This is a genomic window from Nocardia sp. NPDC020380 (assembly GCF_044386975.1).
Taxonomy (GTDB): Bacteria; Actinomycetota; Actinomycetes; order Mycobacteriales; family Mycobacteriaceae; genus Nocardia.
The window spans coordinates 397,456-422,099 of sequence record NZ_JBIRVQ010000001.1; the positions used below are offsets into that span (position 1 = coordinate 397,456).

Annotated in this window: 28 protein-coding genes and 1 tRNA gene; 17 read left to right on the forward strand and 12 right to left on the reverse strand. The window is 67.2% G+C overall.

The window, feature by feature from the left end; translation table 11 throughout:
• Positions 1–6 precede the first annotated feature (6 nt).
• Positions 7–1,839, forward strand: a complete 1,833-nt coding sequence (locus ACH438_RS01830) for an APC family permease (RefSeq protein WP_397000059.1) — start codon at positions 7–9, stop codon at positions 1,837–1,839.
• A 7-nt stretch (positions 1,840–1,846) separates the two neighbouring features.
• Here the strand turns inward: ACH438_RS01830 and ACH438_RS01835 are convergent, their stop codons facing one another.
• Positions 1,847–2,188: a hypothetical protein gene (locus tag ACH438_RS01835; protein ID WP_397000061.1), complete on the reverse strand. Its 342-nt coding sequence runs from the start codon at positions 2,186–2,188 to the stop codon at positions 1,847–1,849.
• Positions 2,189–2,368: 180 nt separating this feature from the next.
• On the opposite strand from ACH438_RS01835, the gene ACH438_RS01840 reads away from it, so the two are divergent.
• On the forward strand, positions 2,369–3,616 hold the full coding sequence (locus tag ACH438_RS01840; protein WP_397000063.1) for a hypothetical protein: 1,248 nt from the start codon (positions 2,369–2,371) through the stop codon (positions 3,614–3,616).
• A complete protein-coding gene (locus ACH438_RS01845) occupies positions 3,613–4,107 on the forward strand; it encodes a hypothetical protein (RefSeq protein ID WP_397000065.1) in 495 nt (164 codons plus the stop codon). The genes ACH438_RS01840 and ACH438_RS01845 overlap by 4 nt, the downstream gene beginning before the upstream one ends.
• 107 nt (positions 4,108–4,214) lie before the next feature.
• On the opposite strand, the gene ACH438_RS01850 is transcribed toward ACH438_RS01845, so the two are convergent.
• Positions 4,215–4,367, reverse strand: coding sequence for a hypothetical protein (locus tag ACH438_RS01850; protein ID WP_397000067.1), 153 nt, complete (start codon positions 4,365–4,367; stop codon positions 4,215–4,217).
• A 42-nt stretch (positions 4,368–4,409) separates the two neighbouring features.
• Between ACH438_RS01850 and ACH438_RS01855 the strand changes: the two genes are divergently transcribed.
• From ACH438_RS01855 to ACH438_RS01875, 5 genes are all read left to right on the forward strand, one after another.
• Positions 4,410–4,997 carry a TetR/AcrR family transcriptional regulator gene (locus tag ACH438_RS01855; RefSeq protein ID WP_397000069.1) on the forward strand — a complete coding sequence of 196 codons (588 nt, stop codon included), beginning with the start codon at positions 4,410–4,412 and terminating at the stop codon, positions 4,995–4,997.
• 182 nt (positions 4,998–5,179) lie between these two features.
• A complete protein-coding gene (locus ACH438_RS01860) occupies positions 5,180–6,034 on the forward strand; it encodes a universal stress protein (RefSeq protein WP_397000071.1) in 855 nt (284 codons plus the stop codon).
• Positions 6,035–6,091: 57 nt separating this feature from the next.
• Positions 6,092–6,168 (forward strand) — tRNA-Leu (locus tag ACH438_RS01865).
• Positions 6,169–6,378: 210 nt separating this feature from the next.
• Entirely contained in the window at positions 6,379–7,545 is a 1,167-nt protein-coding gene (locus ACH438_RS01870) for an NAD(P)/FAD-dependent oxidoreductase (RefSeq protein ID WP_397000073.1), read from the forward strand.
• Positions 7,546–7,582: 37 nt separating this feature from the next.
• The gene (locus ACH438_RS01875) at positions 7,583–8,062 is read left to right on the forward strand and encodes a YybH family protein (RefSeq protein WP_397000075.1); all 480 of its coding nucleotides are present in this window, start codon (positions 7,583–7,585) and stop codon (positions 8,060–8,062) included.
• Positions 8,063–8,085: 23 nt separating this feature from the next.
• On the opposite strand, the gene ACH438_RS01880 is transcribed toward ACH438_RS01875, so the two are convergent.
• From ACH438_RS01880 to ACH438_RS01895, 4 genes are all read right to left on the reverse strand, one after another.
• Complete coding sequence (locus tag ACH438_RS01880) at positions 8,086–8,973, reverse strand: LysR family transcriptional regulator (protein WP_397000077.1); 888 nt, start codon at positions 8,971–8,973, stop codon at positions 8,086–8,088.
• Positions 8,974–8,988: 15 nt separating this feature from the next.
• On the reverse strand, positions 8,989–9,837 hold the full coding sequence (locus ACH438_RS01885) for a 3-hydroxybutyryl-CoA dehydrogenase (protein ID WP_397000079.1): 849 nt from the start codon (positions 9,835–9,837) through the stop codon (positions 8,989–8,991).
• Positions 9,838–9,927: 90 nt separating this feature from the next.
• Complete coding sequence (locus tag ACH438_RS01890; RefSeq protein WP_397000081.1) at positions 9,928–10,452, reverse strand: DUF4232 domain-containing protein; 525 nt, start codon at positions 10,450–10,452, stop codon at positions 9,928–9,930.
• Between the two features lie 217 nt (positions 10,453–10,669).
• Positions 10,670–11,467, reverse strand: coding sequence for a helix-turn-helix domain-containing protein (locus ACH438_RS01895; protein ID WP_397000083.1), 798 nt, complete (start codon positions 11,465–11,467; stop codon positions 10,670–10,672).
• 179 nt (positions 11,468–11,646) lie between these two features.
• Between ACH438_RS01895 and ACH438_RS01900 the strand changes: the two genes are divergently transcribed.
• Positions 11,647–12,558 carry a helix-turn-helix domain-containing protein gene (locus tag ACH438_RS01900; RefSeq protein WP_397000085.1) on the forward strand — a complete coding sequence of 304 codons (912 nt, stop codon included), beginning with the start codon at positions 11,647–11,649 and terminating at the stop codon, positions 12,556–12,558.
• Between the two features lie 84 nt (positions 12,559–12,642).
• On the opposite strand, the gene ACH438_RS01905 is transcribed toward ACH438_RS01900, so the two are convergent.
• Both ACH438_RS01905 and ACH438_RS01910 read right to left on the reverse strand, forming a co-directional pair.
• On the reverse strand, positions 12,643–12,864 hold the full coding sequence (locus ACH438_RS01905; RefSeq protein WP_397000087.1) for a DUF397 domain-containing protein: 222 nt from the start codon (positions 12,862–12,864) through the stop codon (positions 12,643–12,645).
• Between the two features lie 315 nt (positions 12,865–13,179).
• A complete protein-coding gene (locus tag ACH438_RS01910; protein WP_397000089.1) occupies positions 13,180–13,641 on the reverse strand; it encodes a phage tail protein in 462 nt (153 codons plus the stop codon).
• A 100-nt stretch (positions 13,642–13,741) separates the two neighbouring features.
• Between ACH438_RS01910 and ACH438_RS01915 the strand changes: the two genes are divergently transcribed.
• A complete protein-coding gene (locus ACH438_RS01915) occupies positions 13,742–14,305 on the forward strand; it encodes a QsdR family transcriptional regulator (RefSeq protein ID WP_397000091.1) in 564 nt (187 codons plus the stop codon).
• A gap of 1 nt (position 14,306) precedes the next feature.
• Here the strand turns inward: ACH438_RS01915 and ACH438_RS01920 are convergent, their stop codons facing one another.
• Complete coding sequence (locus tag ACH438_RS01920; protein ID WP_397000093.1) at positions 14,307–14,903, reverse strand: QsdR family transcriptional regulator; 597 nt, start codon at positions 14,901–14,903, stop codon at positions 14,307–14,309.
• A gap of 138 nt (positions 14,904–15,041) precedes the next feature.
• Between ACH438_RS01920 and ACH438_RS01925 the strand changes: the two genes are divergently transcribed.
• On the forward strand, positions 15,042–15,221 hold the full coding sequence (locus ACH438_RS01925) for a hypothetical protein (protein ID WP_397000095.1): 180 nt from the start codon (positions 15,042–15,044) through the stop codon (positions 15,219–15,221).
• Positions 15,222–15,239: 18 nt separating this feature from the next.
• Entirely contained in the window at positions 15,240–17,153 is a 1,914-nt protein-coding gene (locus tag ACH438_RS01930) for a M3 family metallopeptidase (protein WP_397000097.1), read from the forward strand.
• 21 nt (positions 17,154–17,174) lie between these two features.
• Here ACH438_RS01930 and ACH438_RS01935 read toward each other — a convergent pair whose 3' ends face one another.
• Positions 17,175–17,675 (reverse strand): nucleoside deaminase, encoded by a 501-nt coding sequence (locus ACH438_RS01935; protein ID WP_397000099.1) that lies wholly within the window; start codon positions 17,673–17,675, stop codon positions 17,175–17,177.
• Between the two features lie 67 nt (positions 17,676–17,742).
• On the reverse strand, positions 17,743–18,213 hold the full coding sequence (locus ACH438_RS01940) for a MarR family winged helix-turn-helix transcriptional regulator (RefSeq protein WP_397000101.1): 471 nt from the start codon (positions 18,211–18,213) through the stop codon (positions 17,743–17,745).
• Between the two features lie 41 nt (positions 18,214–18,254).
• Here ACH438_RS01940 and ACH438_RS01945 point away from each other — a divergent pair, with 41 nt between their 5' ends.
• Positions 18,255–19,151 (forward strand): alpha/beta hydrolase, encoded by an 897-nt coding sequence (locus ACH438_RS01945; RefSeq protein WP_397000103.1) that lies wholly within the window; start codon positions 18,255–18,257, stop codon positions 19,149–19,151.
• A 7-nt stretch (positions 19,152–19,158) separates the two neighbouring features.
• Here ACH438_RS01945 and ACH438_RS01950 read toward each other — a convergent pair whose 3' ends face one another.
• Complete coding sequence (locus ACH438_RS01950) at positions 19,159–19,752, reverse strand: TetR/AcrR family transcriptional regulator (RefSeq protein ID WP_397000105.1); 594 nt, start codon at positions 19,750–19,752, stop codon at positions 19,159–19,161.
• 118 nt (positions 19,753–19,870) lie between these two features.
• Between ACH438_RS01950 and ACH438_RS01955 the strand changes: the two genes are divergently transcribed.
• The 4 genes from ACH438_RS01955 to ACH438_RS01970 all read left to right on the forward strand — a co-directional run bounded on the left by ACH438_RS01955 (position 19,871) and on the right by ACH438_RS01970 (position 24,620).
• A complete protein-coding gene (locus ACH438_RS01955) occupies positions 19,871–21,274 on the forward strand; it encodes an MFS transporter (protein ID WP_397000108.1) in 1,404 nt (467 codons plus the stop codon).
• A gap of 383 nt (positions 21,275–21,657) precedes the next feature.
• The gene (locus ACH438_RS01960) at positions 21,658–21,990 is read left to right on the forward strand and encodes a hypothetical protein (RefSeq protein WP_397000110.1); all 333 of its coding nucleotides are present in this window, start codon (positions 21,658–21,660) and stop codon (positions 21,988–21,990) included.
• 111 nt (positions 21,991–22,101) lie between these two features.
• Complete coding sequence (locus ACH438_RS01965) at positions 22,102–22,761, forward strand: chemotaxis protein CheB (protein ID WP_397000112.1); 660 nt, start codon at positions 22,102–22,104, stop codon at positions 22,759–22,761.
• 20 nt (positions 22,762–22,781) lie between these two features.
• Entirely contained in the window at positions 22,782–24,620 is a 1,839-nt protein-coding gene (locus ACH438_RS01970) for a CheR family methyltransferase (RefSeq protein ID WP_397000114.1), read from the forward strand.
• Positions 24,621–24,644: the final 24 nt, after the last annotated feature.

Below are 24,644 nucleotides of genomic sequence, written 5' to 3' on the forward strand. Positions count from 1 at the left end.
AACCCTGTGGTGGAGACGCTGGAGACCCCGAATCCGCAACCCCCCGTAGCCGACCGCCGAGTGCGGAGAGCCCTGCGCGGCGACGCCTTCCGGCTGACCGCCCTCGGCGGACTCGCGGCCCTGTCCCTGGACGCCCTGTCCAGCGTCGCCTACGGCCCCGAATCGATTGTGCTGGCGCTCATTCCGGCCGGCATCGCCGCGGTCTCCTGGACGCTGCCGATCTCGCTGGCCATCACGGCGCTGCTGCTGGTGCTAGTGCTGTCCTACCGGCAGGTCATCGCCGTGCACCCGGACGGCGGCGGCGCCTACGCGGTGGCCAAGAAGGATCTCGGGCGCTGGCCGAGCCTGCTGGCCGCCGCGAGCCTGGTGGTGGACTACACCCTCACCGTGGCCGTCAGCCTGGCGGCGGGTGCGGCCAGCCTGGCCAGCGCGTTCCCGGTGCTCGCGGATCATCTGCTGCTGGTCACGCTGATCGGGCTGGTGGCACTGACCGCCATCAACCTGGTCGGTATCGCGGAATCGGCCAAGGTGCTGATGGGCCCGACCATCGTGTTCGTGCTCGCCATCTTCGCGGTCATCGTGGGCGGCTTCCTGCATCACGACCCGCTCGCCACCGTGGGCACCGACCTGGGTCCGGTGGAACCGACCGAGGCGGTCGGAATCGTGCTGATCCTCAAGGCCTTCTCGGCCGGTTGCTCCTCGCTGACCGGTGTCGAGGCCATCGCCAACGCGGTGCCGGCCTTCCGCACGCCCGCGGTGAAACGCGCCCAGCACACCGAGATCGCGCTCGGCCTGCTGCTCGGGGTGATGCTGGTCGGGCTCGCGCTGCTGATCCGCCAGTACGACATGGTGCCGCGCGGGGATGTCACCATCCTGGCGCAGCTGACGGCCGCGGCCTTCGGCAAGGGCTGGATGTTCTATGTCACCAATATCGCGGTCACGCTGGTTCTGGTGCTGGCCGCCAATACCAGTTTCGGCGGCCTGCCCGTGCTGTTGTCGCTGCTGGCGAAGGATCATCGGGTGGCGCACGCGTTCGCCATGCGGTCGGAGCGGCCGGTATTCCGGTACGGCGTGGGCGCTTTGGCGATCCTGTCGCTGATCGTGCTGCTCATCGTGAACGCGGATACGCATCGGCTGCTGCCGGTCTTCGCCATCGGCGTGTTCATCGGCTTCACCATCAGTCAGATCGGCCTGGTGCTGCATTGGCGGCGGGAACGCAGTCCGGGCTGGGTGTGGCGGTCGCTGCTCAATGGGTTCGGCGCGATATTGACCGCCATCGCGGGCGTGGTGCTGCTGGTCGAGAAGTTCACGGAGGGCGCGTGGCTGCTGCTGATCATCGTGCCCGGACTGGTGATCCTGTTCGGGCGCACCGAGAACTACTACGCGAGCGTCGCGAAACTGCTGAAACAGGGCCGGATTCCGCCCAGCCCGGAACCGGGCACCCGGACCAGCCTCATCGTGGTGCCGGTGGTGACGGTCAACCTGCTCACCGAACAGGCCATCAGCGCGGCGCTGCGGCTGGGCGGCGAGGTGGTCGCGGTCGCCGTGGCCATCGAACCCTCCTCCTCGAAACGCCTTGGCACGCTGTGGAAGAAGTGGGATCCGGGAGTACCGCTGGTGGTGCTGCCCAGTCCGAATCGGAGCCTGGTTGCGACCCTCGTTGGTTATGTCCGCAAACAAACGGACAAGGGTCATCAGGTGACCGTGCTGCTCACCCAGATCGAGACCCGGCGATGGTGGCATCGGTTGCTGCACAATCCCCGTGGCCCCGTGCTCACCTCCGCGCTGCGGTCCCGCACCGACGCCGTGGTGGCGACGCTGGCAGTGCGCCTGGACTGAACGCCCGCTACCCCTCGAGCCATTCGGGCACCTGCCCGGTGGCGTAGCGGGCGTACGTGTTCTCCGGCGACACCGTGATGATGTCGGCCACCGCGACCAGCTCGGCCGGCACCTCACCACCGTCGAAATGCTCGATGCTGGGCACGATCACGGCCTCCAGCGCGAGCCTCGACACCAGCATGCGCAACCGATGCATCGGACGATCCGTCCGCGGGCCGAACACGACCGTCTTGCGCAGGTCGTAACCGAGCCGCAGCGCCAGCCCCCGGATCCGGGCCTCGTCCCATTGCTGCCGTTCACCCGATACATCGCTCCGCAACCATCCGATCGCATTGGGTTCGGTTGTCATGGCTATCCCTTGGGGCCATCCACTGCCACTGTCCGTGACGACTTCAAGGTTCGTCCGCCGTACCGGATCGATCGAGGCCGGGCAATGGGGAAAGTGCTGGGCAAACCAGGGTCATGACGGCACGGCAAATCCGTGGAAGACCTATTCTCGACTGTGGGTCCAGCAGAGAGGCCGCACGCCGTGACCGGACGCAACGAGCTGCTCGTCGAGGCTCGCCTGCGCATGGAATCGCCAGGAGCGCCCGGACAATCGATGACTCGCCGGGAGTTGGCCGACGCCGTCAACGACCAGGTCTTCCGGGTCACCGGCAAGCGCGGGGCCGTCGACGAACGGCACGTCGGCAAGTGGGAGCGAGGCGAAACTACATGGCCGAGAAAGCATTATCGAGCGGCACTGCGGGCGGTGCTGAATGTTGCCACGGACGCCGAACTCGGCTTCAGCACGCCGCGCCGGGCAGCGGATGACGAGAGCGTGAACCGCAAGCAGTTTCTCACCAGCGCACTCGCCCTGACCGCGGGCGCGGTGCTGGCGAACAGCGCGCCCACCGAGGGCGAACTCGTCGACACCATGGCCGGGCCCACCGCAAACTATCGGCGCATGGAATCCTCGGTGCCCTCGGATCGGCTGGCGCCGGTGGTGGATGCGCATCTGAACCTGGTCGCCGGAGTAGTCCGGGATCGGCTGCGCACCTCCAGCGGCTTCCGCGCGCTCTCCGAAATCGCCGGGCTCGCCGCGTGGCTGGCCGCCGACCGCGGCGACGACGCGGCGGCCCGGCGACGGTATGTCGAGGCCATCCGGCATGCGGAGCGCACGCATCACCCGCTGCTCGTGTCCTATATGACGGCCAGTCTCGGGCATTACGCGGTCGAAATGGGTGACGGGCGAGCCGGATTGACATTGCTGCGCACCGCCGCGGCGCAACTCGGGCCCGGCACACCCGACAGTGCGGGGGCCTGGCTGTCCTCGCTGCTGGCGGTCGCTTATGCCGCCACCGGTGACCGCGGGAACGCGCTCGCCGCACTGCGCAAGGCCGAACGACTGGTGGCACGGCAGCGCGGAGAACCGCAGTGGCCGTGGGTCTTCGCCTTCGACGGGCCCAAGGCCGCGCGCTATCAGGCCAGCGCGCTCACCCGGCTCGGCGACCATCGCGCCGCGGCCTTGGCCTTCGCGGCCGCCGACTCCGCGCTGACCGCCGAGAAACCGCGGGCACTGGCCAAGGTGGAGCACGCGCAGGTGCTGGCGCGCAGCGGCGACATCGAGGGCGGCTGCGCGCTCGCCGCCGAGGCGCTGACCGTCGGACTCACCTATCGCAGTGAGCGAATCACCCGCCTGGCCAGGACTTTCCGGGCCGGGCTGCCCGCGCGTACCGTCGAGGCGAGGGCACTGGACGACGCCCTCGCGACCCTCTACGGACGAGACGATCAATGACTCGTGTCGCCATCACCGGGCATCGGGGACTGCCATCACCGACGCTCACGCTGGTGGAGCACGCGCTCCGCATCGAGGTCGCCCTGCGCCTGCTGCCCGACGGCTCCGGCGTCCCGCTGATCGGCGTGAGCTGCCTTGCGGACGGACCGGATTCGCTCTTCGCCCGCGCCATCCTCGATGCCGGCGGGCAACTGATCGCCGTCGTGCCCGCCCGCCGATACCGCGAAAGCCTCCCCGCCGACCATCATTCGACCTACGACCGGCTCCTCGCCGCCGCCGCGCGCGTCATCGAACTCGACCGCGAGGAATCGAATTCAGCAGCGCACCAGGCGGGAAGCCTGCGCATGCTCGACGACGCGGACGAGCTGCTCGCCGTATGGGACGGGCAGCCCGCGCGCGGTTTCGGCGGCACCGCCGACGTGGTGGCCGCAGCCCGCGAGCGCCGGCTCCCGATCACCGTCCTCTGGCCCGCCGGCGCCGAGCGTTCTTGAATCGCAGGCCGCAGCGCGAAATGCCTTCCGGCGGACGTCTCGCCACCGCCACGGCGGCACGGCCGGCCAGGCCGAGCAGGGTCGGTACTGTGGCCCGCTCGTGCCGATCAGGGCGTGCACACGTCGTAACCCCGGTCGGGGGACATCGGCGCGGCGGTCTCCCCGGTGCCCGGCAGGTCGAAGGCCAGGCCGGTGTTCACCATCTGCGGGTACCGCTCGAGGAACAGGTCTTGCGGGTCGACGGGCCATTCGAATGCCATCGGCAACGGCTAACGCAAGATACTTGCGTTAATATGGTGGGCGTGACCGAGCCCGAGATCCGCCGACGCACCGGCGGCCGCTCCGCCCGCGTCCGCGCGGCAGTACTCGACGCGACCCTGACTGCCCTGGCCGACAACGGTTTCGACCGGCTGAACATCGCCGAGGTCGCCGCCCGCTCGGGTGTGCACGGATCCACCATCTACCGCCGCTGGAAGACCCGCGAGCAACTCATGTTCGACGCGCTGCTGGAACACAGCTGGCAGCGGTTACCCGTCCCCGACACCGGCGCGCTGCGCTCGGATCTCATCGCGTTCGCCCGGTCGATGATGGAAATGGTGAAAACCCCGCTCGGCGCGGCGCTCTCGCGGGCCTGGACCGCCAGCCCCGACGCCCCCGCACTCGACGAATCCCGCGATCGGTTCTGGCGCGACCGGTTACAGACCGCCTCCGTCATGATCGACCGCGCCATCGCCCGCGGCGAGTTGACCGCGGCCGCCGACCATCAGCTGATCCTCGAAACCGTCACGGCGCCGGTGCATTTCCGCACCCTGTTCACCTGGCAGGCGATCGACGAGGACTATCTGGAACGGCTCGTCGACCTGCTGCTGAAAGGGCTGCTGGCGCAATGATCCCGAATGTGGCGCATTCAGGCCTTTGACCAGTACAGCGCGGCGGGTCCGGGCGCCGGTCTGTCGCAGCCGGTCCGGCGCCACGTAAGGTCGATAGCGACCGCTTGGCTATCGATCCGGGCGTGCAATACCGCCCTGCGCGACCGATGGTTCCGGAGTCGAAAGCAGGAGAGGACACAAGCATGTCGAACGGTGCGCCCATTGTCGCCGCCATCGATGAATCCGCCGGTTCGGCGGTCGACTGGGCCGCGCAGGCCGCGGCCCTGCACCACGCGCCGCTGCATCTGCTGCGCGTGCTGGAACTCACCCCCGACGACGGCCTCGGCCTCGGCACCGTCCTCACCACCGACGACTACACCCGCCTCGAACAACACGGCGGCTGGCTCCTCGACGACGCCGAGCGGCAGGCCGCGAAGGCCGCCCCCGGCATAGAGATCACCACCGAACTCGCCCACGGCGCGGTGGCACCCACCCTCCTCGAACGCACTCGCAGCGCCCGCATGCTGGTGGCCGGTTCCCGCGGCGGCGGCAGCCTGCGCCGAGCCCTCCTCGGGTCGGTCAGTTCCCTGCTGGCCCGCCGCTCGCACTGCCCGCTCGTCATCGCGCGGGACGGCGTGGATCTGCCACCCGACATGCACACGCGGCCCATCCTGGTAGGCGTGGACGGCACCAAGGTCAGCGAACCCGCCATCGCCGCGGCCCTCGACGAGGCATCCGCCCGCGGCGTCAGCCTGATCGCCCTGCACGCCTGGACCGACCCCGACGATCACCAGGACCCCGAAATGGACGCCCTCGACGACTACGTCCTGGCCGAGAGCCTCGCCGGCTGGCAGGAGCGCTACCCCAACGTCCGCATCGACCGCGAGGTGGTCCACGACCGCCCCGAGCGCTCCCTCCTCGACTGGTCCACCGGCACCCAGCTCCTGGTGGTCGGCACCCGGGGCCGAGGCGGCTTCGCCGGCAAGGTCTTCGGCTCCACCAGCCAATCCTTACTGCTCTCCGTCTCCACCCCCATCATGATCGCCCCCACCAAATAGCCTCTCCCCAAAACCGAATTCCGCAGGGACCGTACCCATCGGTACGCTGACCCAGACGCCCCCGTAGCCCAACTGGCAGAGGCAGTGGACTTAAAATCCACCAAGTGTCGGTTCGAACCCGACCGGGGGCACCACCCACGTCAGCGCACCCCGAATCCAACGGCACACTCCTAGCAACAATTCTCCCTGCGCGACAACACTTTTCGCTCCGCGACGCCGCGGACCTCCAGTGATAACACCTGAGTTATCGATTACTGCATGAACTTCGCGTTGTTCGGGCGTTGAGCTGCGGCGATGCTGAATTCGTCAGCAGGATGCAAGGCGATAGCGAAGGAAAAAGCATCATGGATAAGCGCACGCGGGTTGTTGTTGTCGGTGGGGGTTATGCGGGGGTTATGGCGGCCAATCGGCTTACCCGGAGTGACGATGTGGTGGTCACTCTCGTGAACTCCCAGGGCGAGTTCGTGGAGCGGATCCGGCTGCATCAGCGGGCCGCGGGCACTCACGACGCGGTGCGCGACTATCGGGAAGTGCTCAATGAGCGGGTTCGGCTGGTGACCGATGACGTTGTACGGATAGACGCGAGCGACCGGAAGGTGGTGACCGCGCGTGGTGGTGGGCTCGAGTACGACTATCTGATCTACGCGGTGGGCAGCGTCAGCGGTACGCCGGATGTGCCCGGCGCGGACGAATTCGCTTATCCCCTGGCCAGTTTGGCCGAGGCGCAGCGGCTGCACGACGTGCTCGCCGCAACACCGGCGGCCGAGGTGACCGTGGTGGGCGGGGGCGCTACCGGAATCGAGACTGCCGCCGAACTGGCGGAGGTCGGCCATAGCGTGACGCTGGTGTGCGGGCGAACTCTCGGGCCGTACCTGCACCCGAGTGGCCGTCGCACGGTCGCACGGCGGCTGGCCCGCCTGGGTGTCACGATGCTCACCGGGCCGGATGCCGCCGTCACCGAGGTGACGCGAGATGCCGTGCGGCTGCGCGACGGTCGTGTCCTGGCCGGTGCGGTCACCGTGTGGACGGCGGGCTTCGAGGCCGCGGGGCTGGCCGCGCGCAGCGGGCTGCGCACCGATGCCGCGGGCCGGTTGATCACCGATGCCACGTTGACCAGCCTCGACGACGACCGCATCCTCGCCGCCGGTGACGCGGCGGCGCCGATGGGCCTGGAGCTGCGCATGAGTTGCCAGGCCGCCGGTCCGCTCGGTGCGCACGCCGCCGATACCGTCCTGCACCGGATCGCGGGGAGCCCGGCCGAGCAGATGAGCCTGGGCTTCAACGGGCTGTGCCTCAGCCTGGGACGACGCGCGGGAGTGTTCCAGTTCGCAAGTGCCGGCGACGATGCCAAGCGGCTGCACCTGCGCGGTGGAATCGGCGCGAAGGTCAAGGAATTCGTCTGCGTGCACACCATCGGCCAACTCGTCAGTGAGGCAGCGAAACCCGGATCGTTCAGCTGGAAGCGCGGGCAGCAGCCCGAAGCGGCCCCGGCCCTCAGTGCATCGCGGTAGCGGCACTGTCGACGCGTCGATCCCCGAGGAGCCGATCATGTTCACACCCAGCGATTTCCACTCACCCACCGACCGCATCGACGCCGACGAGGCCGAGATTCGCCGCCAGATCGACAAGATCATCGAAGGATTGCGGGCCAAGGACCTCGAGGCGCTGCGACAGGTGTATGCGAGCGATGTCGTGTCCTTCGATATCGATCCGCCGCTGCAGCACATCGGAATCGCGGCGAAACTCGAGAACTGGGCCAGAGTGTTCCTGTTCTTCGAGACCGTCAGCTACGAGGTTCGAGACCTGACGCTCACCGTCGGTGCCGACGTGGCATTCGGGTACGGCTTCGGCCGGTTGCGTGGCACGCAGAAGAACGGAACGGAGACAGGCGGCATGTGGGTGCGGGTCACCTACGGCCTGCGAAAGATCAACGGCGCGTGGCTGATCACGCATGATCAGGTATCGGTGCCGCTCGACATCCGCACCGGCACCGGAGTGGTCGACCTCGAGCCCGCCGCGAAAATCTAGGCGCCGCGGACCGCCGGCCGGCGCTACAGCTGGATAGCGCCCAGGTCGGCGGCCGTGCGGGCCAGCGCCCGGATTGCCGGACTGTCCGCGGTGCTGCGCCACACCAGGGCCCAATGCATCACCGGCGCATCGGGCATGGGCAGGAAGACGATGCCGGGCGGATTGTGATAGCGGGCGGCGATCTCACCGAGCGGATGGACACACTGCCCGGACGCCACCAGAGCCAACAGCTCATGGAAGGTACGCGCGGCCGGTCCGCGCGGGACCCGCCGCCCGAGCGGGGTCCGGGTCGGGATCATGGCGGAGAACCAGTATTCGGGTGCGTCCAGGCCGGGATCGACCACCTGGTTGTCGGCGAGATCCTCCAGGCCGGCGAATCCCTTCTCCACCAAGGGATGTTCCGCGGACACGGCCAGCACCCGGCGCCCGGTCAGCACCGTGGGACCGACGATGAAGTCGGGTTCGTTGACCGGTAGCCAGAGCACGTTGACATCGAAGTCACCCGAGCGCAGCGATGTGAAGGCGTCACCCGTGATCTCGCCGAACCGGACGTCATTGCCCGGATATCGGGTGCGGAAAGCTTCGACCAGGGGCCGTAACTCGTGGCCCGCGTGGCCGAAAGCGCCCACCTTCAACGTTTTTCCCGACCCGAGCCCGGCCCCTTCCGCCCGCGCGAGGGCCTGCTCGAGCAGATCGCGGACCTGCTTCAGGTCCTCGCAGAGCCGGCGGCCCACCGGGGTCAGCCGCACCCGGCGACTGGTGCGCTCGAACAGGGCCGTGCCGATTCGCCGTTCCTGCTTGGCGACAGCCTGACTGACCCTGGCCTGGGACACATGCAGCCGCTCGGCCGTGCGGCCGAAATGCAGTTCCTCGGCCAGGGTCAGAAAGATCTCGATGTCACGCAGCTCCACCGAACTTCTCCGGCGTTATTGATAGGTGTAGAAACCGCGGCCGGTCTTGCGGCCCAAGTAGCCGGCATCGACCATGCGGCGCAACAGGACCGGCGGCGCGTACTGGGGTTCGCCGAATTCGGCGTGGAGGGATTCGGCGACGGCGAGGGTGACGTCGAGGCCGACGGTGTCGGTCAGGCGCAGCGGGCCCATCGGGTGGGCGCAGCCGCTGACCATGCCCTCGTCGATGTCCTCGGCGCTCGCGAAACCGGTCTCGAACATGCGGATCGCGCTGCACAGGTAGGGGATCAGCAGGGCGTTGACGATGAACCCGGCCTGATCCTTGGACTCGATCGTGCGCTTGCCCAGCACGTCGCGGGCATAGGCGGTGACCTTGTCGACGACCTCGCGGTCGGTCTTGAGGGTCACCACGACCTCGACCAGGGGCAACACCGGCACCGGGTTGAAGAAGTGCACGCCGACCACCCGGCCCGGGTTCGCGGTGGCATTGGCCAGGCGAATGACCGGGATCGACGAGGTGTTCGTGGCCAGGATGGCGTCCGCCGCGACGATACCGTCCAGCTTGGTGAAGAAATCGGTCTTGAGCGACTCGATCTCCGGCGCCGCCTCGATCACCAGCTCGCGATCGGCGAAGTCGTCGATGGACGTGGTGAGCGTGACCCGCGCCCGCGCCGCATCGGCCGCCGCCTGTTCCAGCCGCCCGGACTTCACGGCCCGGGCGAGCGACTTCTCGATCCGCAGCGTCGCGGCGTCGGCAGCCCCCTGATCCCGCTCGAGCACCAGCACCGAACCCCCGGCCCGGGCCGCGACCTCCGCGATACCCGCACCCATCGTGCCGCCACCGATTACGCCGATCCGTTCCACAATCTCTCCTCTACGTCGCACAGCCGTCAGCCCAGTCCAGCACCGTACCGCCTCGACATGACGCAGCCGCCACGGAATCCGGCGCGGGGGCTACGCCGGGGTGACCGCGCGGACCAGAAGCATGTGCTGAGGGCTCGGGCAGATCAGGCTGTCCCAGGGCAGCCAGAACGATTGGGTGTTGTCGGGCGGGTAGACGCGGAGGGTGCTGGTACGCAGCGCGGCGCAGTCGTTGACCTGCTTGGGATAGGTGATGAATTCGAACTGCGCGGCCCCGCCCGGAGCGAGCGTGACGGGGGCCGGTTCGGGAGCTCCGGGGCCCCGGTCCCGATCGGCGGGCTCGCCGACCGGGTCGCCGATCGGATCATTGGTCTGCGAGACACCCGGGAAGCCCTGCATGACGCAGGCCCGGGAACTGTTGTTGATGAACTTCAGGAACCAGTCACCACCCACCGATCCGCCGTGCCCCTTGTCCAGAATGAGCTGGGCGCTCACACATTCCGGCAGGGTGGAATCGACGGGAGTCACCGGATCGGCGACGGCAGGCGTGGTGGTCACGGGAACTGTGATGGCCACGCCGGCCGCGAATGCGGCGACCACCATTGTCTTGACGCGCATGAGATTCCCCTCGGGTTCGGTACTGCCGACCGTTTCGTATGCAAGCAGCACATCGACCCCTCCGACCTCCCGTTACGTGTCAGCATCGGCCGAGAACCACGTAATCGCCTGCATTCCACGGCAATTCAGCACAGCTCTGCCTGAAATGCCCAGTTCGCGGCACCTTCGAGCAAAGTGTTAACACCGCCCCTGCCCCTGAAAGTAATGGCCGACCGGATCAGCGGCGCGATCGTTCGTCCCGGCGGCGGAGGATGTCGGCGGTGGCCGTGTCGGCGGGGAGCAAGGCCTTCAAGCGCAGTTCGGAGAGCGAGACATCGGTGGACGACGCGAAGGCGGTGAGGGTGGTCAGGAGGCACAGCTCGCCGTCGTCGGTGCGCAGGCGGAGCGGGATCGCGAAGTCGTGCAGGTCCGAGGCCAATTCGGTGGGCGGGAGGTAGGTCTCGAGCTCCGCGATGAGGGCATCGAGGCCCGGGTCGGGGCTGATGCGGGCGCGGGAACGGATGGCCTTGATCATGTGGCCGCCCCATTCGGGCAGGTTCATGACGCGTTGTGCGGCGCCGTCGGGGTGCAGGGCGAGGCGGTGCACGTTCACCGGCGGGATCAGGAGTTCGGGTGCGCAGCCCTCGAGGATGATGTCGAACGCGGCATTGTGCTCGATCAGGGTGCCGTAGCCGTCCACTATCAGCGCCGGATAGGGCAGGTGGCCGTCCAGCACGAGGCGCAGGGCCTCGCGCAATGGGGCCAATTCCGGTGCGTCCAGAGCCAATTCGGTGAAGGCCGGAGTGTATCCGGCCGCCAGGAGCAGTGCGTTGCGTTCGCGGAGCGACAAATCGAGTGATTCCGCGAGCCGCACCACCAGCTCTCGACCGGGCCGGGAGCGGCCCTGTTCCAGGTAGCTCAGATAACGCTGGGTGGTGTTGGCGCGAATCGCGAGTTCCAGCTGACTCACTCGCCGCAGGGCGCGCCAGCGGCGTAGTTCGCTGGAGAAGGCACTGAGCGCCGACGCTGTCGTCACCGAATCACCCTGCCATCCCGGGCTGATCCCGGTTTGCTGCGCGGGCCAGCGCAGGGTCGCCGGGGCGGTGGCGGTGGGTGCTGTGATCCGCGTTTGATTCAGGCTTGATTCACGGTGTGACCGGGCGCATCTTGACTCCGCTGAATCAAGATGATTCGATCTGAATCATCATGTTTCCAGTGAATCAACCGGCTGAGGGCGCGACCGGCGCGGCGATGAGCGCCGCGAATTCGGTTGCGCAACAGTCGCGCCCGCGCCAGCAGTTGGGTGCGGAGCTGCGCCGGTTGCGGGACCTGGCGGGAATCTCCGGGCGGGAGCTGGCCAAGCGGGTCGGGATCAGTCAGTCGACGTTGTCGCGGATCGAGGCCGGCCATGTGGTGCCGCCGCTGCCGCAGGTGCTCGACTGGGCCGAAGCGGTTGGGGCGGAACAAGATTGCCGGCAATCGCTGCGCGCGCTCACCGAGGCGGCACACTCCCCCGAGGTGCAGGACTGGGCGGCTTCGCTGGCGGATCGCCCGCATTTGCAGGACGACGTAAGAGCTTTCGAGGAAGACGCGCAAGTGGTGCGGAACTTCCAGCCCTCGCTGGTACCGGGTTTACTGCAGACCGCCGACTACGCGCGCCGGGTGTTCGCCACCTTCGATCCGCCGTACGCGCCCGATGCGCTGGCCGCCGCGCTCGCCGCGCGGCTGGATCGCCAGCGGGTGCTGTACGACCCCGCCAAGCGTTTCGAGTTCCTGATTACCGAAGCGGCCCTGCGATTTCGGCCCGGACCGCATCGCGTGCTGCTCGCCCAGCTGGACCGGATCATTTCGATCGAGACCCTCGATTCGGTCGGTATCGGAGTGATTCCGCAGGATATCGAGGCGAGCACCACGATTCCGCACGGTTTCGTCATCTACGAGAACGAGGACCACGCGATCGCCTCCGCGGAACCGATTCCGGGAAACATGGTCACGCGCGGCCCCGAACTCGTCGATGCTCATCGCCGCCGCTGGGCGGCGCTGACGCGAATGGCCGTGTTCGACACCGATGCTCGCGCATTTCTCGCCGATCTCCGGGACGAAATACACGGCATCACAACCGATTGACTTGATTCCAGCGGCCGCACGAGGGGTCGGCCGCATGTGGGGGTGGTGGTGTCGCAGCGAAGCCGCTGCGACACCACCAGCACATTACTCGCCGAAATCGAATTCGCCGGCCCGCACGCCCGAGGTGAACGCTCGCCACTCGGATTTGGTGAACCACAGTTCCGGGCTGTTCCGGTCCTTGGAATCACGGACCGCGATCCGGCCTTCGTAGTACGCGACCTCGACACAATCGCCGCCGCCGTAGCTGAAAGTGCTCTTGGCGAACCTCGGGCCGCGCCGCTCCCCGCGAATCATATTGCAGCTCATGACATTCATTCCTTCCCCCCGAGGGTCACTCCCCATGACCCTTCATGTGTATCGCTTACGACCAACACAGTGCTATCCGAACCACCAGCTGCGCAACTGAATTCATCCGGTCCTGCTCGCCGGTGCATCGAAATGCTCATATACGAAACCCTACGGTGACCCACCGACAAACCCGGGTGGTCCGAGAGCCGTCCGGGAGCCGTCCGTGGAGCCGTGGACGGCGGTCCGGTCGCGGCGGCCCGGGGTCCGGCATCCGGCCCCGGGCGGCGTGGCCGCGGCGAGGTCGTGATCACGGTCCGGCCCGAGACGACCGGATCAGTACTCGCCCTTGATGACGAAGTAGGAGCCGCGGATGGTTCCGGCCAGTTTCGATTTCTGCCGCGCGAACTTGAACTTCGAGGCGAGTTCCGACGGCACTTCCATCCCGTCGGAGAGTTTGAAGCCCACCGCGCGCTTCATGTCGCCGTCGATCGTGTACATCACATTGATCGACAACCCGTTCTCGTAGAACACATATGCCATCCGGATGTTCTCGACCTGAAAGGCCGTGGCCTCCAGCGGCTTCGACGCGATGACGATATCCCGTTCCGCGAGAATCCGATTCACCCACTCGATGGTCGACTTCTCTTTGCTCGCCGGCTCCACCGTGAACACATGGTCGTATTTGTTCTTGAAATACCGCGCCTCGTTCGCCCGCAATCCGGCGAGCGCATCGGCGACCGGTGACGATTCCAGTCCCACGGTCGAAACGGTCTTGAAGTCCACGGCATAAGTCATATCGACTCCTCGGTGTGTGTGTCCGTTGCAAACGCGGATACCACTCGGTCTGGAACAGCGTATGCGCCGGACTACTCCGGCACTGTGTGACACTTGGCCGGTGACCTCACCGGCATCGGCAGCGCTGTCTCCGGACGATCCGGTGTTGCGGGTCGCGATCGCGATGTTCGAGCGTGACGGCTGGATCGACGTGCGGTCGCTGGCCAGGGAGGCCGGGCTGGGGCGGGCCACCCTGTACCGCCGATACGGCGATCGCGACCGGATTCTCGGTGAGGTCCTGTGGACCCTGTCCGCCGGCACCCTGGCAGCCGTTCGGTCGGAGTTCCGCGGCCGGGGCGCCGACGGCGTCGCGGAGGCGATCGGGGCATTCATGCGTATCAGTGCCGCCCATTCCGGGATGCGCGCCTTCATTACCGAGCACACCGATACGGCCATGCGCGTCATGACTTCTCGCCACGGTGTCGTGCAGCAGCGCTATATCGCGAAGATCGCCGAACTGATAACGCTCGAGATCGGGGAACCGCCCGATATCGACGCTCGCACGCTCGCATACGCCGCGACCAGGGTGGCGGAATCCTTCTACTATCGCGAGCTGATCACCGGCGACCCGCCGGATCTGGATGCGGCCGTCACCATCATTCGGCGACTCCTCGACAATCCGTAGTTCAGTCCGCGCGATTCGGCGGCCGCACCGGCTGATAGTTGAGCAGCCGGCGGATGATGACCGCCGCGGCATCGTAATCCGGGGGTTCGCCGGTGATGAGTTCACGGTGATAGAACGATTCGCCGACCCGCGCGACCGCGTACGCGAGGGTGGCGGCGTCGATATCGGGCGGTTCCCCGATTTCGAGGAGCATGAGCCTGACGATCGAGGCGATCACGCGGCGTTGCAGGACGCCGTGGCTGGAGGTCATGACACGCAGGGCGACGTCGGTGTGCTCGGTGACGAACTTGCGCATCGCGGGCATTTCGGCGCCCGCACGCTGTGACTTGCCGATCGCCTCCGCGATGCCTTCGGCGCCCCGGCCGTGATAGTCCGACCGTTGCCGCGCGGCTGCCGCCAGAAACAGGGCCCAGACGACTTCGCCGAGAATTCGATCTCGATCGCCGTATCGCCGATACAGCGTGGCGCGGCCGATTCCGGCTTCCTTGGCCAGTGAGCGCACGTCGATCCACCCGTCTCGCTCGAACATGGCGATCGCGACCTGCAGCACCGGATCGTCCGATGCGAAGGGAATCGTCGGGTCGAGGACATGAGACATCACGGCCACAGTGTTTCATGAAATCGCAGGCCAGGTGGGGTGAGAGCTATTGCGTCCAGGACACAGTGGGGCTAGTGTCTCACCGTGTGGGAGACACGGACTGAATAGTGTCTCACCCTTGATTTGAGGAGTATGCCGATGCCGGCAACCCAACCGAATCGGAAATTCGAGAGCCGCACCATGTCGGAAATGGCCGAAGATATGGAAGCAGCCGCAATCGTGGCGGGCGATCAATCGGTGGCGGGCCCGGGCCGCGTATTCGCCGCACAGCGCGCGATGCGCGCCTATGAACTGCGCGCATCCCGCCCGACCGCCTGATGCGTTTAGGGTCGGGGCATGAGCCCTGAACCGCTTGTGCTGCCGTCGGATGCTTGGCCGGATTGGCTTACCGCTCACGTACTCGGCAGGTTGCAGACCGTGGGAGAGACGCTGCGGCGACTCCGGGACGGTGCGACCCGCGACACCCTCGAGGTGCTGAGCGTGTGGAACGACGCCGATATCGCGCTGCGCGGCGCGGATTCGGCCGCTGGCTTGTTCGCCGAGGTGCACCCGGATCCGGAGGTGCGCGAACTGGCGGAGAAGCTGCTGCAGGACATCGATCGGGTCCGGACCGATCGCAATCTCGACCGCGCGCTCTTCGATATCGTCGCGGCCACCGATCCGGCTGGGCTGGACGCGATTACGCTGCGCATGCGCGAGCAGGTACTGCGCGATTTCCGGCGCAGCGGGGTGGATCGCGACGATCGCGTCCGGGACCGGCTGCGGGAGATCTCCGAACGGCTCACCGTGCTGGAACAGGAATTCGGGCGAACCATTCGGGACGACGTGCGCACGGTGCGGCTGATGCCCGCGGAGCTCGGCGGGCTGCCGGACGACTTCGTCGCGGCCCATCCGCCCGCCGCGGACGGACTGGTCACCGTCACCACCGATTACCCGGATTACCTGCCGTTCCGCACCTTTGCCCGGGACGCGGACGCCCGGCGGCGGCTCACGGTCGAGTTCGACAGCCGGGGCTGGCCCGCCAATGATGGTGTGCTGCACGAGATGCTGGACCTCCGGGACGAGAAGGCCCGACTGCTCGGCTTCGACAGCTGGCCGGATTACGACGCGGCCGTGAAGATGATCGGCTCGGGCCCGGCCATCGCCGAGTTCATCGACCGGATCTCGGCCGCCGCCGATACCGCGGGCCGACGGGATCTGGACGTGCTGCTCGAGCGTCGCCGCACGGACGAGCCCGCCGCGACCACGGTCGATCGCTCCGAGATCGGCTACTACACCGAGCTGATCCGGCGCGAACAGTACGACGTCGATGCGCGGGAAGTGCGTCGCTACTTCGACTTTCCCCGAGTGCGAGCGGGCCTGCTCGAGGTGACGGGCCGGCTGTTCGGTCTCGAATACCGGCAGGTCGATGTGCCGAGCTGGCATGCGGACGTCACGGCGTACGACGTCTTCGCCGAGGGTGAGCGCCGGGGCCGGATCTACCTCGATCTGCATCCGCGCGAGGGCAAGTACAAGCATGCCGCGCAGTTCGATCTGGTCGGCGGCATCACCGGCCGATTACTGCCCGAGGGCGTGCTGGTGTGCAACTTCTCGCGCGGGTTGATGGAGCATCAGCACGTGGTCACGTTGTTCCACGAGTTCGGCCATCTGATCCATCACGTGCTCGGCGGCCGTCAGGATTGGGCGCGGTTCTCGGGTGTGGCCACCGAATGGGATTTCGTCGAGGCCCCTTCCCAATTGCTCGAGGAATGGGCTTGGGACGCAAAGATTCTGGGCACGTTCGCCGTCGATGAGACCGGGACGCCGATTCCGGCCGATTTGGTGGCGCGAATGCGGGCCGCGAAGGATTTCGGCAAGGGCATCAACGTCCTCACCCAGATCGCTTACACCGCGGTGTCGTATCTACTGCACCGCGATCGGCCAGCGGACCACACCGCCGCGGTTTCCGACGCCATGTCCCGCTACGGCCTGATCGCCGATCTGCCGGAGACCCATTTCCAGTCCTCGTTCGGCCATCTGGCGGGCTACACCTCCGCGTACTACACGTACATGTGGAGTCTCGTCATCGCGAAGGATCTCTTCTCGGCCTTCGATCCCGAAGATCTCTTCGATTCCGCTGTGGCGCACCGCTATCGAGATCGCATCCTGGTTCCGGGCGGCTCTCGCGATGCCGCCGATTCGGTGACCGATTTCCTCGGCCGCCCCTTCACCTTCGACGCCTTCGCAACCTGGTTGAACGCCGTTCGATAATGCCGTTCTGCCGCAGCCCGTTCAGTTCCAGAAGCCATCGTGGACGGTCCGTGCTTCGGGCAGGTCGACCGGGCCCAGGACGGGGAGGGGGCGCTGTCCGGCGGCGAAGACTCGGCGGCACGGGAGAGACATGGTGGGGTTTTCGGGGTCGGCGCCGGTGAGGGCGAGGAGTTCGTCTTCGCCGAGGGCGTAGACGACTCGGCCGATATTGCTCCAGTAGATGGCGCCGGCACACATCGCGCAGGGTTCGGTGCTGGTGTAGAGGGTGCAGTCGCGGAGGAAGCCGGCGTCGTGGGCGGCGGTGGCGAGGCGGACGAGGTTGGTCTCGGCGTGGCCGGTGGCGTCGCGGGCGGTGGTGACGGTGTTCTCGGCTTCGAGGAGGACTTCACCCGAGGGGCCGGCGAGGAGAGCGCCGAAGGGGTGGTTGCCGTGCCGGCGCGAGCGGGCGGCGATGGCGATGGCGGTGTGCAGGTGGTCGGTGTCGCGGTCGGTCAAGACGGTTGCGATCGGGGTGCCGGTCATGCGGGAATCTCCTGGTCGAGTGCGGTGGTGATGGTTGCCGGCGAGTCCGGCTCTCCCACAAGGTGAGTCAGCCGGTGGGCATGCCGATCTGATCACGTTCGAGGGCGCCGCGCAGGAGTGCGAAGGTTTGCATGGTGGTGGATATCCGGGTGGCGTCGAGGGTGGGTTCGATCAGTTCGGTGACGCGTTCGGTGAAGGTCTGCTCGGCGGCGTCGGTGAGGCGGCGGCCCTCGTCGGTGAGGATCAGGAGTGAGGAGCGGCGGTCGGCGGGGTTCGGCTGGCGGGCCACCCAGCCCTGGCGTTCGAGGCGGTCCATGCCTTTGCTGGTGGCGCCGATGCCGATGGCGAATTCGGTGGCGAGGTCGGCCACCCGGGAGCCGGGGTGTTCGCGGAGGTAGTGCAGGAACTCGTATTGCGAGGTGACGATGCCGTGGCGTTCGCGGAGGCGGTCGTTGAGGGCGTTGTAGAGCCGGGTTTCGCAGCGGACGAGGTCGGCGAAGAGGGTCACGGGGTCGGGGACGCTTGACTTAGATGCCACGGCATATACTGTAGCGGCATCTACTTGTGGAGGGAGCGGCTATGAGCAAAGAACAGCGCGCGAAGATCAATGGGATGCTGCAGCGCACGCCGGCCGACGGGCCGCGCTCGGTGGAATCCATCCGATCGGGATTCGCGGACATGATGGCCACCATGATCGTCCCGGAGGACATCCGGACCACGGAGACGACACTCGGAACGCGCCGGACCCTGCTGGTCGAGCCGGTCGGCCCGCGACGACCCGGGACCATCCTCTACTTCCACGGCGGCAGCTTCGTCTTCGGCTCGCCCGAGACCGCCTTGTCGCTGACGGGAAATCTGGTGGCCAGGACCGGATTCCGGGCCCTCTCGGTCGACTACCGGCTCGCCCCCGAGCACCCGTTCCCGGCCGCGATCGAGGACACCGTGGCCGCCTACCGCGCCTTGCTGGACAGTGGCGAGAACCCCGAATCCATTGCGTTCGCGGGCGATTCCGCCGGCGGCGGGCTCACCGTCACGACCTGCCTGGCGGCACGGGCCGCGGGCCTGCCGCTCCCCGCGGGGATCGTGGCCTTCTCCCCCGGCCTCGACCACACCCGGTCGGGCGAGAGCATGGAGACCAAGGACGGTATCGACCCGTTCTTCACCCGTACCGCCGTGCAGGGCACCGGCGAGATGTACATGGCGGGTCAGGACCCACACCAGGAGCTGCTCAGCCCCGCGATATTCGCGGATCCGACCGGACTCCCGCCGATGCTGATCCAGGTCGGCACGAACGAGATCCTCCTGGATGACTCGACCCGCATGGCCACCCGCGCCAGGGACGCCGGCGTGGACGTGATTCTCGATGTCACCGCCGATGTACCGCACGTATTCCAGGCCTTCGCAGGCATTCTCGACGAAGCCGATCAGGCCCTGGACCGCGCGGCACTCTTCCTCACGCAGCACATCGAGGCATGACTCCGATTCAAGAGTGGTCGGCGAACAGACCGTCGAGCAATCGGCGTAGCGCCCATTCGAACTCCGTCGCCGGATCGGCCGAGATCAGGTAGGGGCGGACCGCGGTGAGGGCCGGATGCTCGGCGGGATCGAGATCGAAGCCCGGATGTCCGAGCGGGTGGTCGTTGACCACGTGGCCGATCAGCAGGTGCCAGGTGGCCCGGTAGGCGTGGGCGGCGGTTTCGGGGGCCAGGCCAGCCTCGGCGAGAGTGGCCATCGCCGCCTCCGCGAAGGGTATGGCGCTCTCGGTCGCCGAGGACGCGTCCACGATCACCTTTGCGGCCCAGGGGTGTTCGAGCAGTAGCCGATGGGCGCCGAGCCATTGGGCGAGCAATCGTTCGCGGGGCGTGCCGCCGGTCGGCACCGGGAAGGCCTGGGCCAGATCGTCGTTCAGCAGGGTGAGCAGTTCGCGCCGGTCGGTGATGTGCCGGTAGAGCGAGGCTTGGCCGGTGTTCAGTTCCTGCGCCACTCGGCGCAGGGTGATCGCGCCGAGGCCGTCGGCGTCCGCGATGCGGCGGGCGGCGGTGACTATCGCCGCGCGGCTCAGCGGTTGATCGCGCACCTGACGTCCTTTCTGTCGCCAAGAGCCTAGCCAATCGGTCCGGGAGCTCTTGCGAACGGCGTTCGCATGAAGTTAGGGTGACCTAACGCGAACGTTGTTCGCATCCAAGGAGGTCCCCGTGACGGCTCGAACGTCATCCATCAACCGCGTCGGCGCCATGACCGCACTCGCCCTCGGCGTGCTGTCCTACGGGCTGATGCAGACCATGCTGGTGCCTGCCATCGGCGCGCTGCAGCACGCACTGCACACCGGCGCGAGCGGCGCCACCTGGGCGGTCATGAGCGCGCCACTGCTGGCCAGCGCGATTCTTACGCCGCTGGTGGGGCGGCTGGGCGACCGGTTCGGCCGCCGCCGGGTGCTGCTGCCGGTGCTGGTCATCTATCTGATCGCCACTCTCGCGGCGGCCGCCGCACCGGGCATCGGCGTGCTGATCGCGGCCCGTGCGGCGCAAGGGATCAGCATGGCGATCCTGCCGCTGGCCTTCGGTTCGGTGCCGGATGTCCTTGCGCCGGAACGGGTGCACGCCGGCCTGGGCATGCTGTCCGGGCTGATCGGCGGCGCGGCCGGGATCGCGCTGGTGTGCGGTGGCCTGCTGGTGGATCACACGTCGTGGCGATGGCTGTTCGTGGTCGGCGCCGTATTGATCACGGCCGCACTGGTTTTCACCTACCTGTTCGTGCCCGAGAGCGCGACCCGCGCACCGGGACGGCTCGATCCGGCGGGCATCGCACTGCTCACCGGCGGCTTGTGCGGAATCCTGCTGGCGCTCACGGTCGCCCCGACCGCGGGCTGGCTTTCCCTGCCCGTGGTGGCGCTGGCCGCCGGCGGCGTGGCGCTGTTGATCGGATTCGCCTGTGTGGAGCGGCGTTTGCGGTTCCCGCTCATCGATATGGATCTGGTGCTGGACCGCCGCGCCGGCATCGTCCACCTGACCGCATTCACCTTGGGCGCGATCCAGTTCGCCTACTACGTATTGATCCCGAAGCTGGTCGAACTGCCCGTCACCGCAGGCGGTTTCGGCCGCTCGGTGACCATGGCGGGATTGGTGATGCTCCCGTCCACCCTGGTGATACTGCCGGCGAGCGCCGCCACCGGCCGCCTCGCGAGACGCCATGGCGCACGGCTCCCGCTCTTGGCCGGGCTGCTGGCGACAGCCGCGGGCGCCGGATTGCTGGCCACGGCACATTCGACCTTGTGGCAGCTGGCCGTGTGCGCACTGCCGATCGGTATCGGCACCGGCCTCGTAATGGCCGCTCTTCCAGCGGAATTGCATCGCGTCGTCGATCCGGCCCGCGCCGCGACGGCCAATGGAATCAACACCGTGTCACGCACGGTGGGCGGCGCGGTCGGCAGCCAGTTCGGCGCCGCCCTGACCCTCGGCTCGATCACCACCGGTTTGCCGATCACCTTCTGGGTCGCGGCCGCCGCCGGAATCGCCGGAGCCGCCGCCACGCTCACCCTCAGCCCGCGGCAGTCACCGGATGGCGTCAAAGTGGTTGAATCGGCAATGAATTCGGCGTGAATTGTTCGATCAGTCGGTCGACCGCCGCCAGTGACGACCATCGATCGGAACAGGTTACCGTGGGAAACTGTTCCGACCACGCCACGTAGGCGGCTTCCGAATCCGACCACCACACGTGAATAGCGGACAGAGATACTCGTGGCAGCAGCGCCATATCGGCCTCCGCGATAGCGGACTTCAGGGGCGAGCCACGCTACGGGACTCTGCGGAATCGGTGGAACCAGTCTAACCGCCGAACGCCCGGTTCCGGACGCCTTCGGAAGCCACACGGTCGCAATCGAATCGGGCGGTTCGACACGGTCAACCTGTTCAAGCGTAGAATCCTCAGGGAGTCCCGAAGCGCGGCTCGGTCCCCTCCACCTACCTCGGAGTAGCCGAAGCATATGACTCGACAGGATTACGACGACAGCGATGACGCCGCCATCCAGGACTATGAACTTCTCTGCCGGACACTGTCTTTCGCCGATCTCGGCGATCGGCTGGTGCGCCTGATGTTCGACACCGGACCGCGGCTGGATACCCTGCGCGCGGTTTTCGAACGTGCCTCGGCGACGCCCGAGGAACTCCGCGCGGCCGGGATCGCCGCAGGTAGAATGCTCGGCGACCTCGATGACGCCATCCGGGAGACCGGTGTGTCCATGCTGGCGATCACCTCCACCGCCCCCGTCGAAGAGCTGGTGCGAAAGCGCCGGGGCGCGTATCGACTGGGGTCGTGAATCGCGGCGCCGGAACCGAATTCGGCCCGGTCGCGGACTCATTCGAGGCCGCCGGCACGCGCGTGCGCTTCGCGGACGGGTGCCACCACGATAGGCTGAGTAGGTGCCCGGATGTCCCTCCCTCGACCCGCGCGTCACACACCGACGCCACCGAGTCCCGCCGCCCTCGTGACCGAGGCCGGCTCGCCCGCTCAGGACGCCTTCGCCGTCGTGGCCATCGCCTCGTCCGCCGGCGGGATCACCGCGCTGAGTGAGGTGCTCGGCGGTCTGCCCGCCGAGCTCCCGGTGCCGGTGCTGGTCGTCCAGCACCTGGATCCCCGGCACAAAACTGTCATCGCCGAGATCATGGCCCGCCGCACGAAACTGCCGGTGCAGCTGGCCCACGAGGGCGACCGGGCCGAACCGGGCCGCGTCTATATCGCGCCGCCGAACTTCCACCTGCTCATCGGACCCGATCACGTGCTCTCGCTGTCCAGCAGCGAGCTGGTGCATTTCGTCCGCCCCTCCGCGGATCTGCTGTTCGAGTCGGTCGCGGGCGCCTACGGTCCGCAGGCCATCGCCTGTGTGCTGACCGGTTCGGGCAGCGACGGCGGGATGGGCGTGAGTGCGGTGAAGGCGCGGGGCGGTACCGTCATCGCCCAGGATCCGCAGACCGCGGAGTTCCGGAGCATGCCGGATACGGCAGTGCATACCGGCGCGGTGGATTTCATTCTTCCGCTGAATGAGATAGCTCATGTCATATGCGGCCTGGTGCAGGCCGATCCGGCATGACCGACGCGAATCAGGAGCCGATGAGCGAGCCGCAGGAGGATGCCGAGAACGCCGGACTGGAGGATCTGCTGGTCTTCATCCGGGACGCGCGCGGCTTCGATTTCACCGGGTACAAGCGCTCATCGCTGGCCCGGCGCATTGCCAAGCGCATGCACGAGGTCGGCATCCTGGACTTCGCGGATTACCAGGACCGGCTGGAGACCAGCGCGGAAGAGTTCCGCCACCTGTTCAATACGATCCTGATCAATGTCACCAGCTTCGTCCGCGATGTCGACGCCTGGCAGTTCCTGCAGCGCGAGGTGGTGCCGGAACTGATCGCGCAGGTGCCGCCGGAGGAGGAGATCCGGATCTGGAGCGCCGGCTGTTCCAGCGGCGAGGAGGCGTATTCGCTCGCCATCGTGTTCGCCGAGGCGCTCGGTATCGACGAATGCATGAAGCGGGTCAAGATCTACGGCACCGATGTGGACGACGAAGCGCTGCGCGAGGCGCGTTCCGGGCTCTATACAGCCCGCGCTCTGGAGCCGTTGTCGACCGAATTGCGGGACCGCTATTTCGATCCCAGCGGCGACAAGTTCACCTTCCGCTCCGATCTGCGCCGCCGGGTGATCTTCGGCCGGCACGACATCACCCGCGATGCGCCCATCTCCCGGCTGGATCTGCTGGTCTGCCGCAATACCCTCATGTATTTCAATGTCGAAGCGCAGCAACAGATCCTGGATCGCTATCATTTCGCCTTGCGCGACACCGGCTACCTGTTCCTGGGCAAAGCCGAGATGCTGCTCTCGGACAGTGACCGGTTCGAGGTCGCCAATATGCGGCAGCGCATATTCCGCCGCCGCGCCGGGCTGGCCCCGCTGCCGCATCAGCCCGCACCGATCCGGCTCGATATCGGCGCCGGCCAGGAAGTGCAGGGCGTGGTCCGGAAGCGGCAACTGAACGAATTGGCTTTGGAGACCGCGCCGTTCGGCATTGTCGCCATCGAGTACGACGGCCGGGTCGCGGTGCTGAACGGGCAGATACGCAGCCAGTTCGGCCTGACCCAGCACGATGTCGGCCGGCCGCTGAGCGAACTGGAGATCTCCTATCGCCCGCTCGAACTGCGCTCGCTGATCGAGCAGGCCACCACCGAGCATCGCACCATCCGGGTCGCCGGGGTCGAGCGCCGGCTCGGCCCGGACGAATCCCAGTACTTCGACGTCTCCGTGCAGCCGTTGCGCAGCAGCGACGGCGTCGATCTCGGCGTGGTCGTCAATTTCATCGACACCACGGTGACGACGCGACTGTCCTCGGAGCTGAAGGTGAAGCGCGAAGAACTCGAAACCGCTTACGAGGAACTGCAATCCACCAACGAGGAACTCGAGACCACCAACGAAGAACTCCAGTCCACCAATGAGGAACTGGAGACCACGAATGAGGAACTCCAGTCGGGGAACGAGGAACTGGAGACCATGAACGAGGAGATGCGGATCCGCAGCAACGAACTCGACGAAACCAGAACGTTTCTCGAGGGCGTGCTGTCCAGTATCGCGGCGGGCGTGGTGGTGCTCGACGGTGAACTACGGGTGCGCAGCTGGAACCGCGGTGCCGAGGAGCTGTGGGGACTGCGCGCCGAGGAGGTGCGCCGGCAGGGTTTCTTCTCATTGGATTTCGGCCTGCCGACCGCCTCGCTGCGGGAGAACATCGCGACGGCGCTCACCACCGGCCGCCGCGACGGTCCCGTCGAGATTGCGGCCATCAATCGCATCGGCCGGTCGATCATCTGCACGGTCGTCTGTTCACCGCTGGACGGCACCAGGGACGGCGTGGTGCTGCTGATGGAGGAGTCCCAGCCGAACTCCACGGCTGCGCAGGGGAATTGACCGCCGCACCACAACCGGACGGGT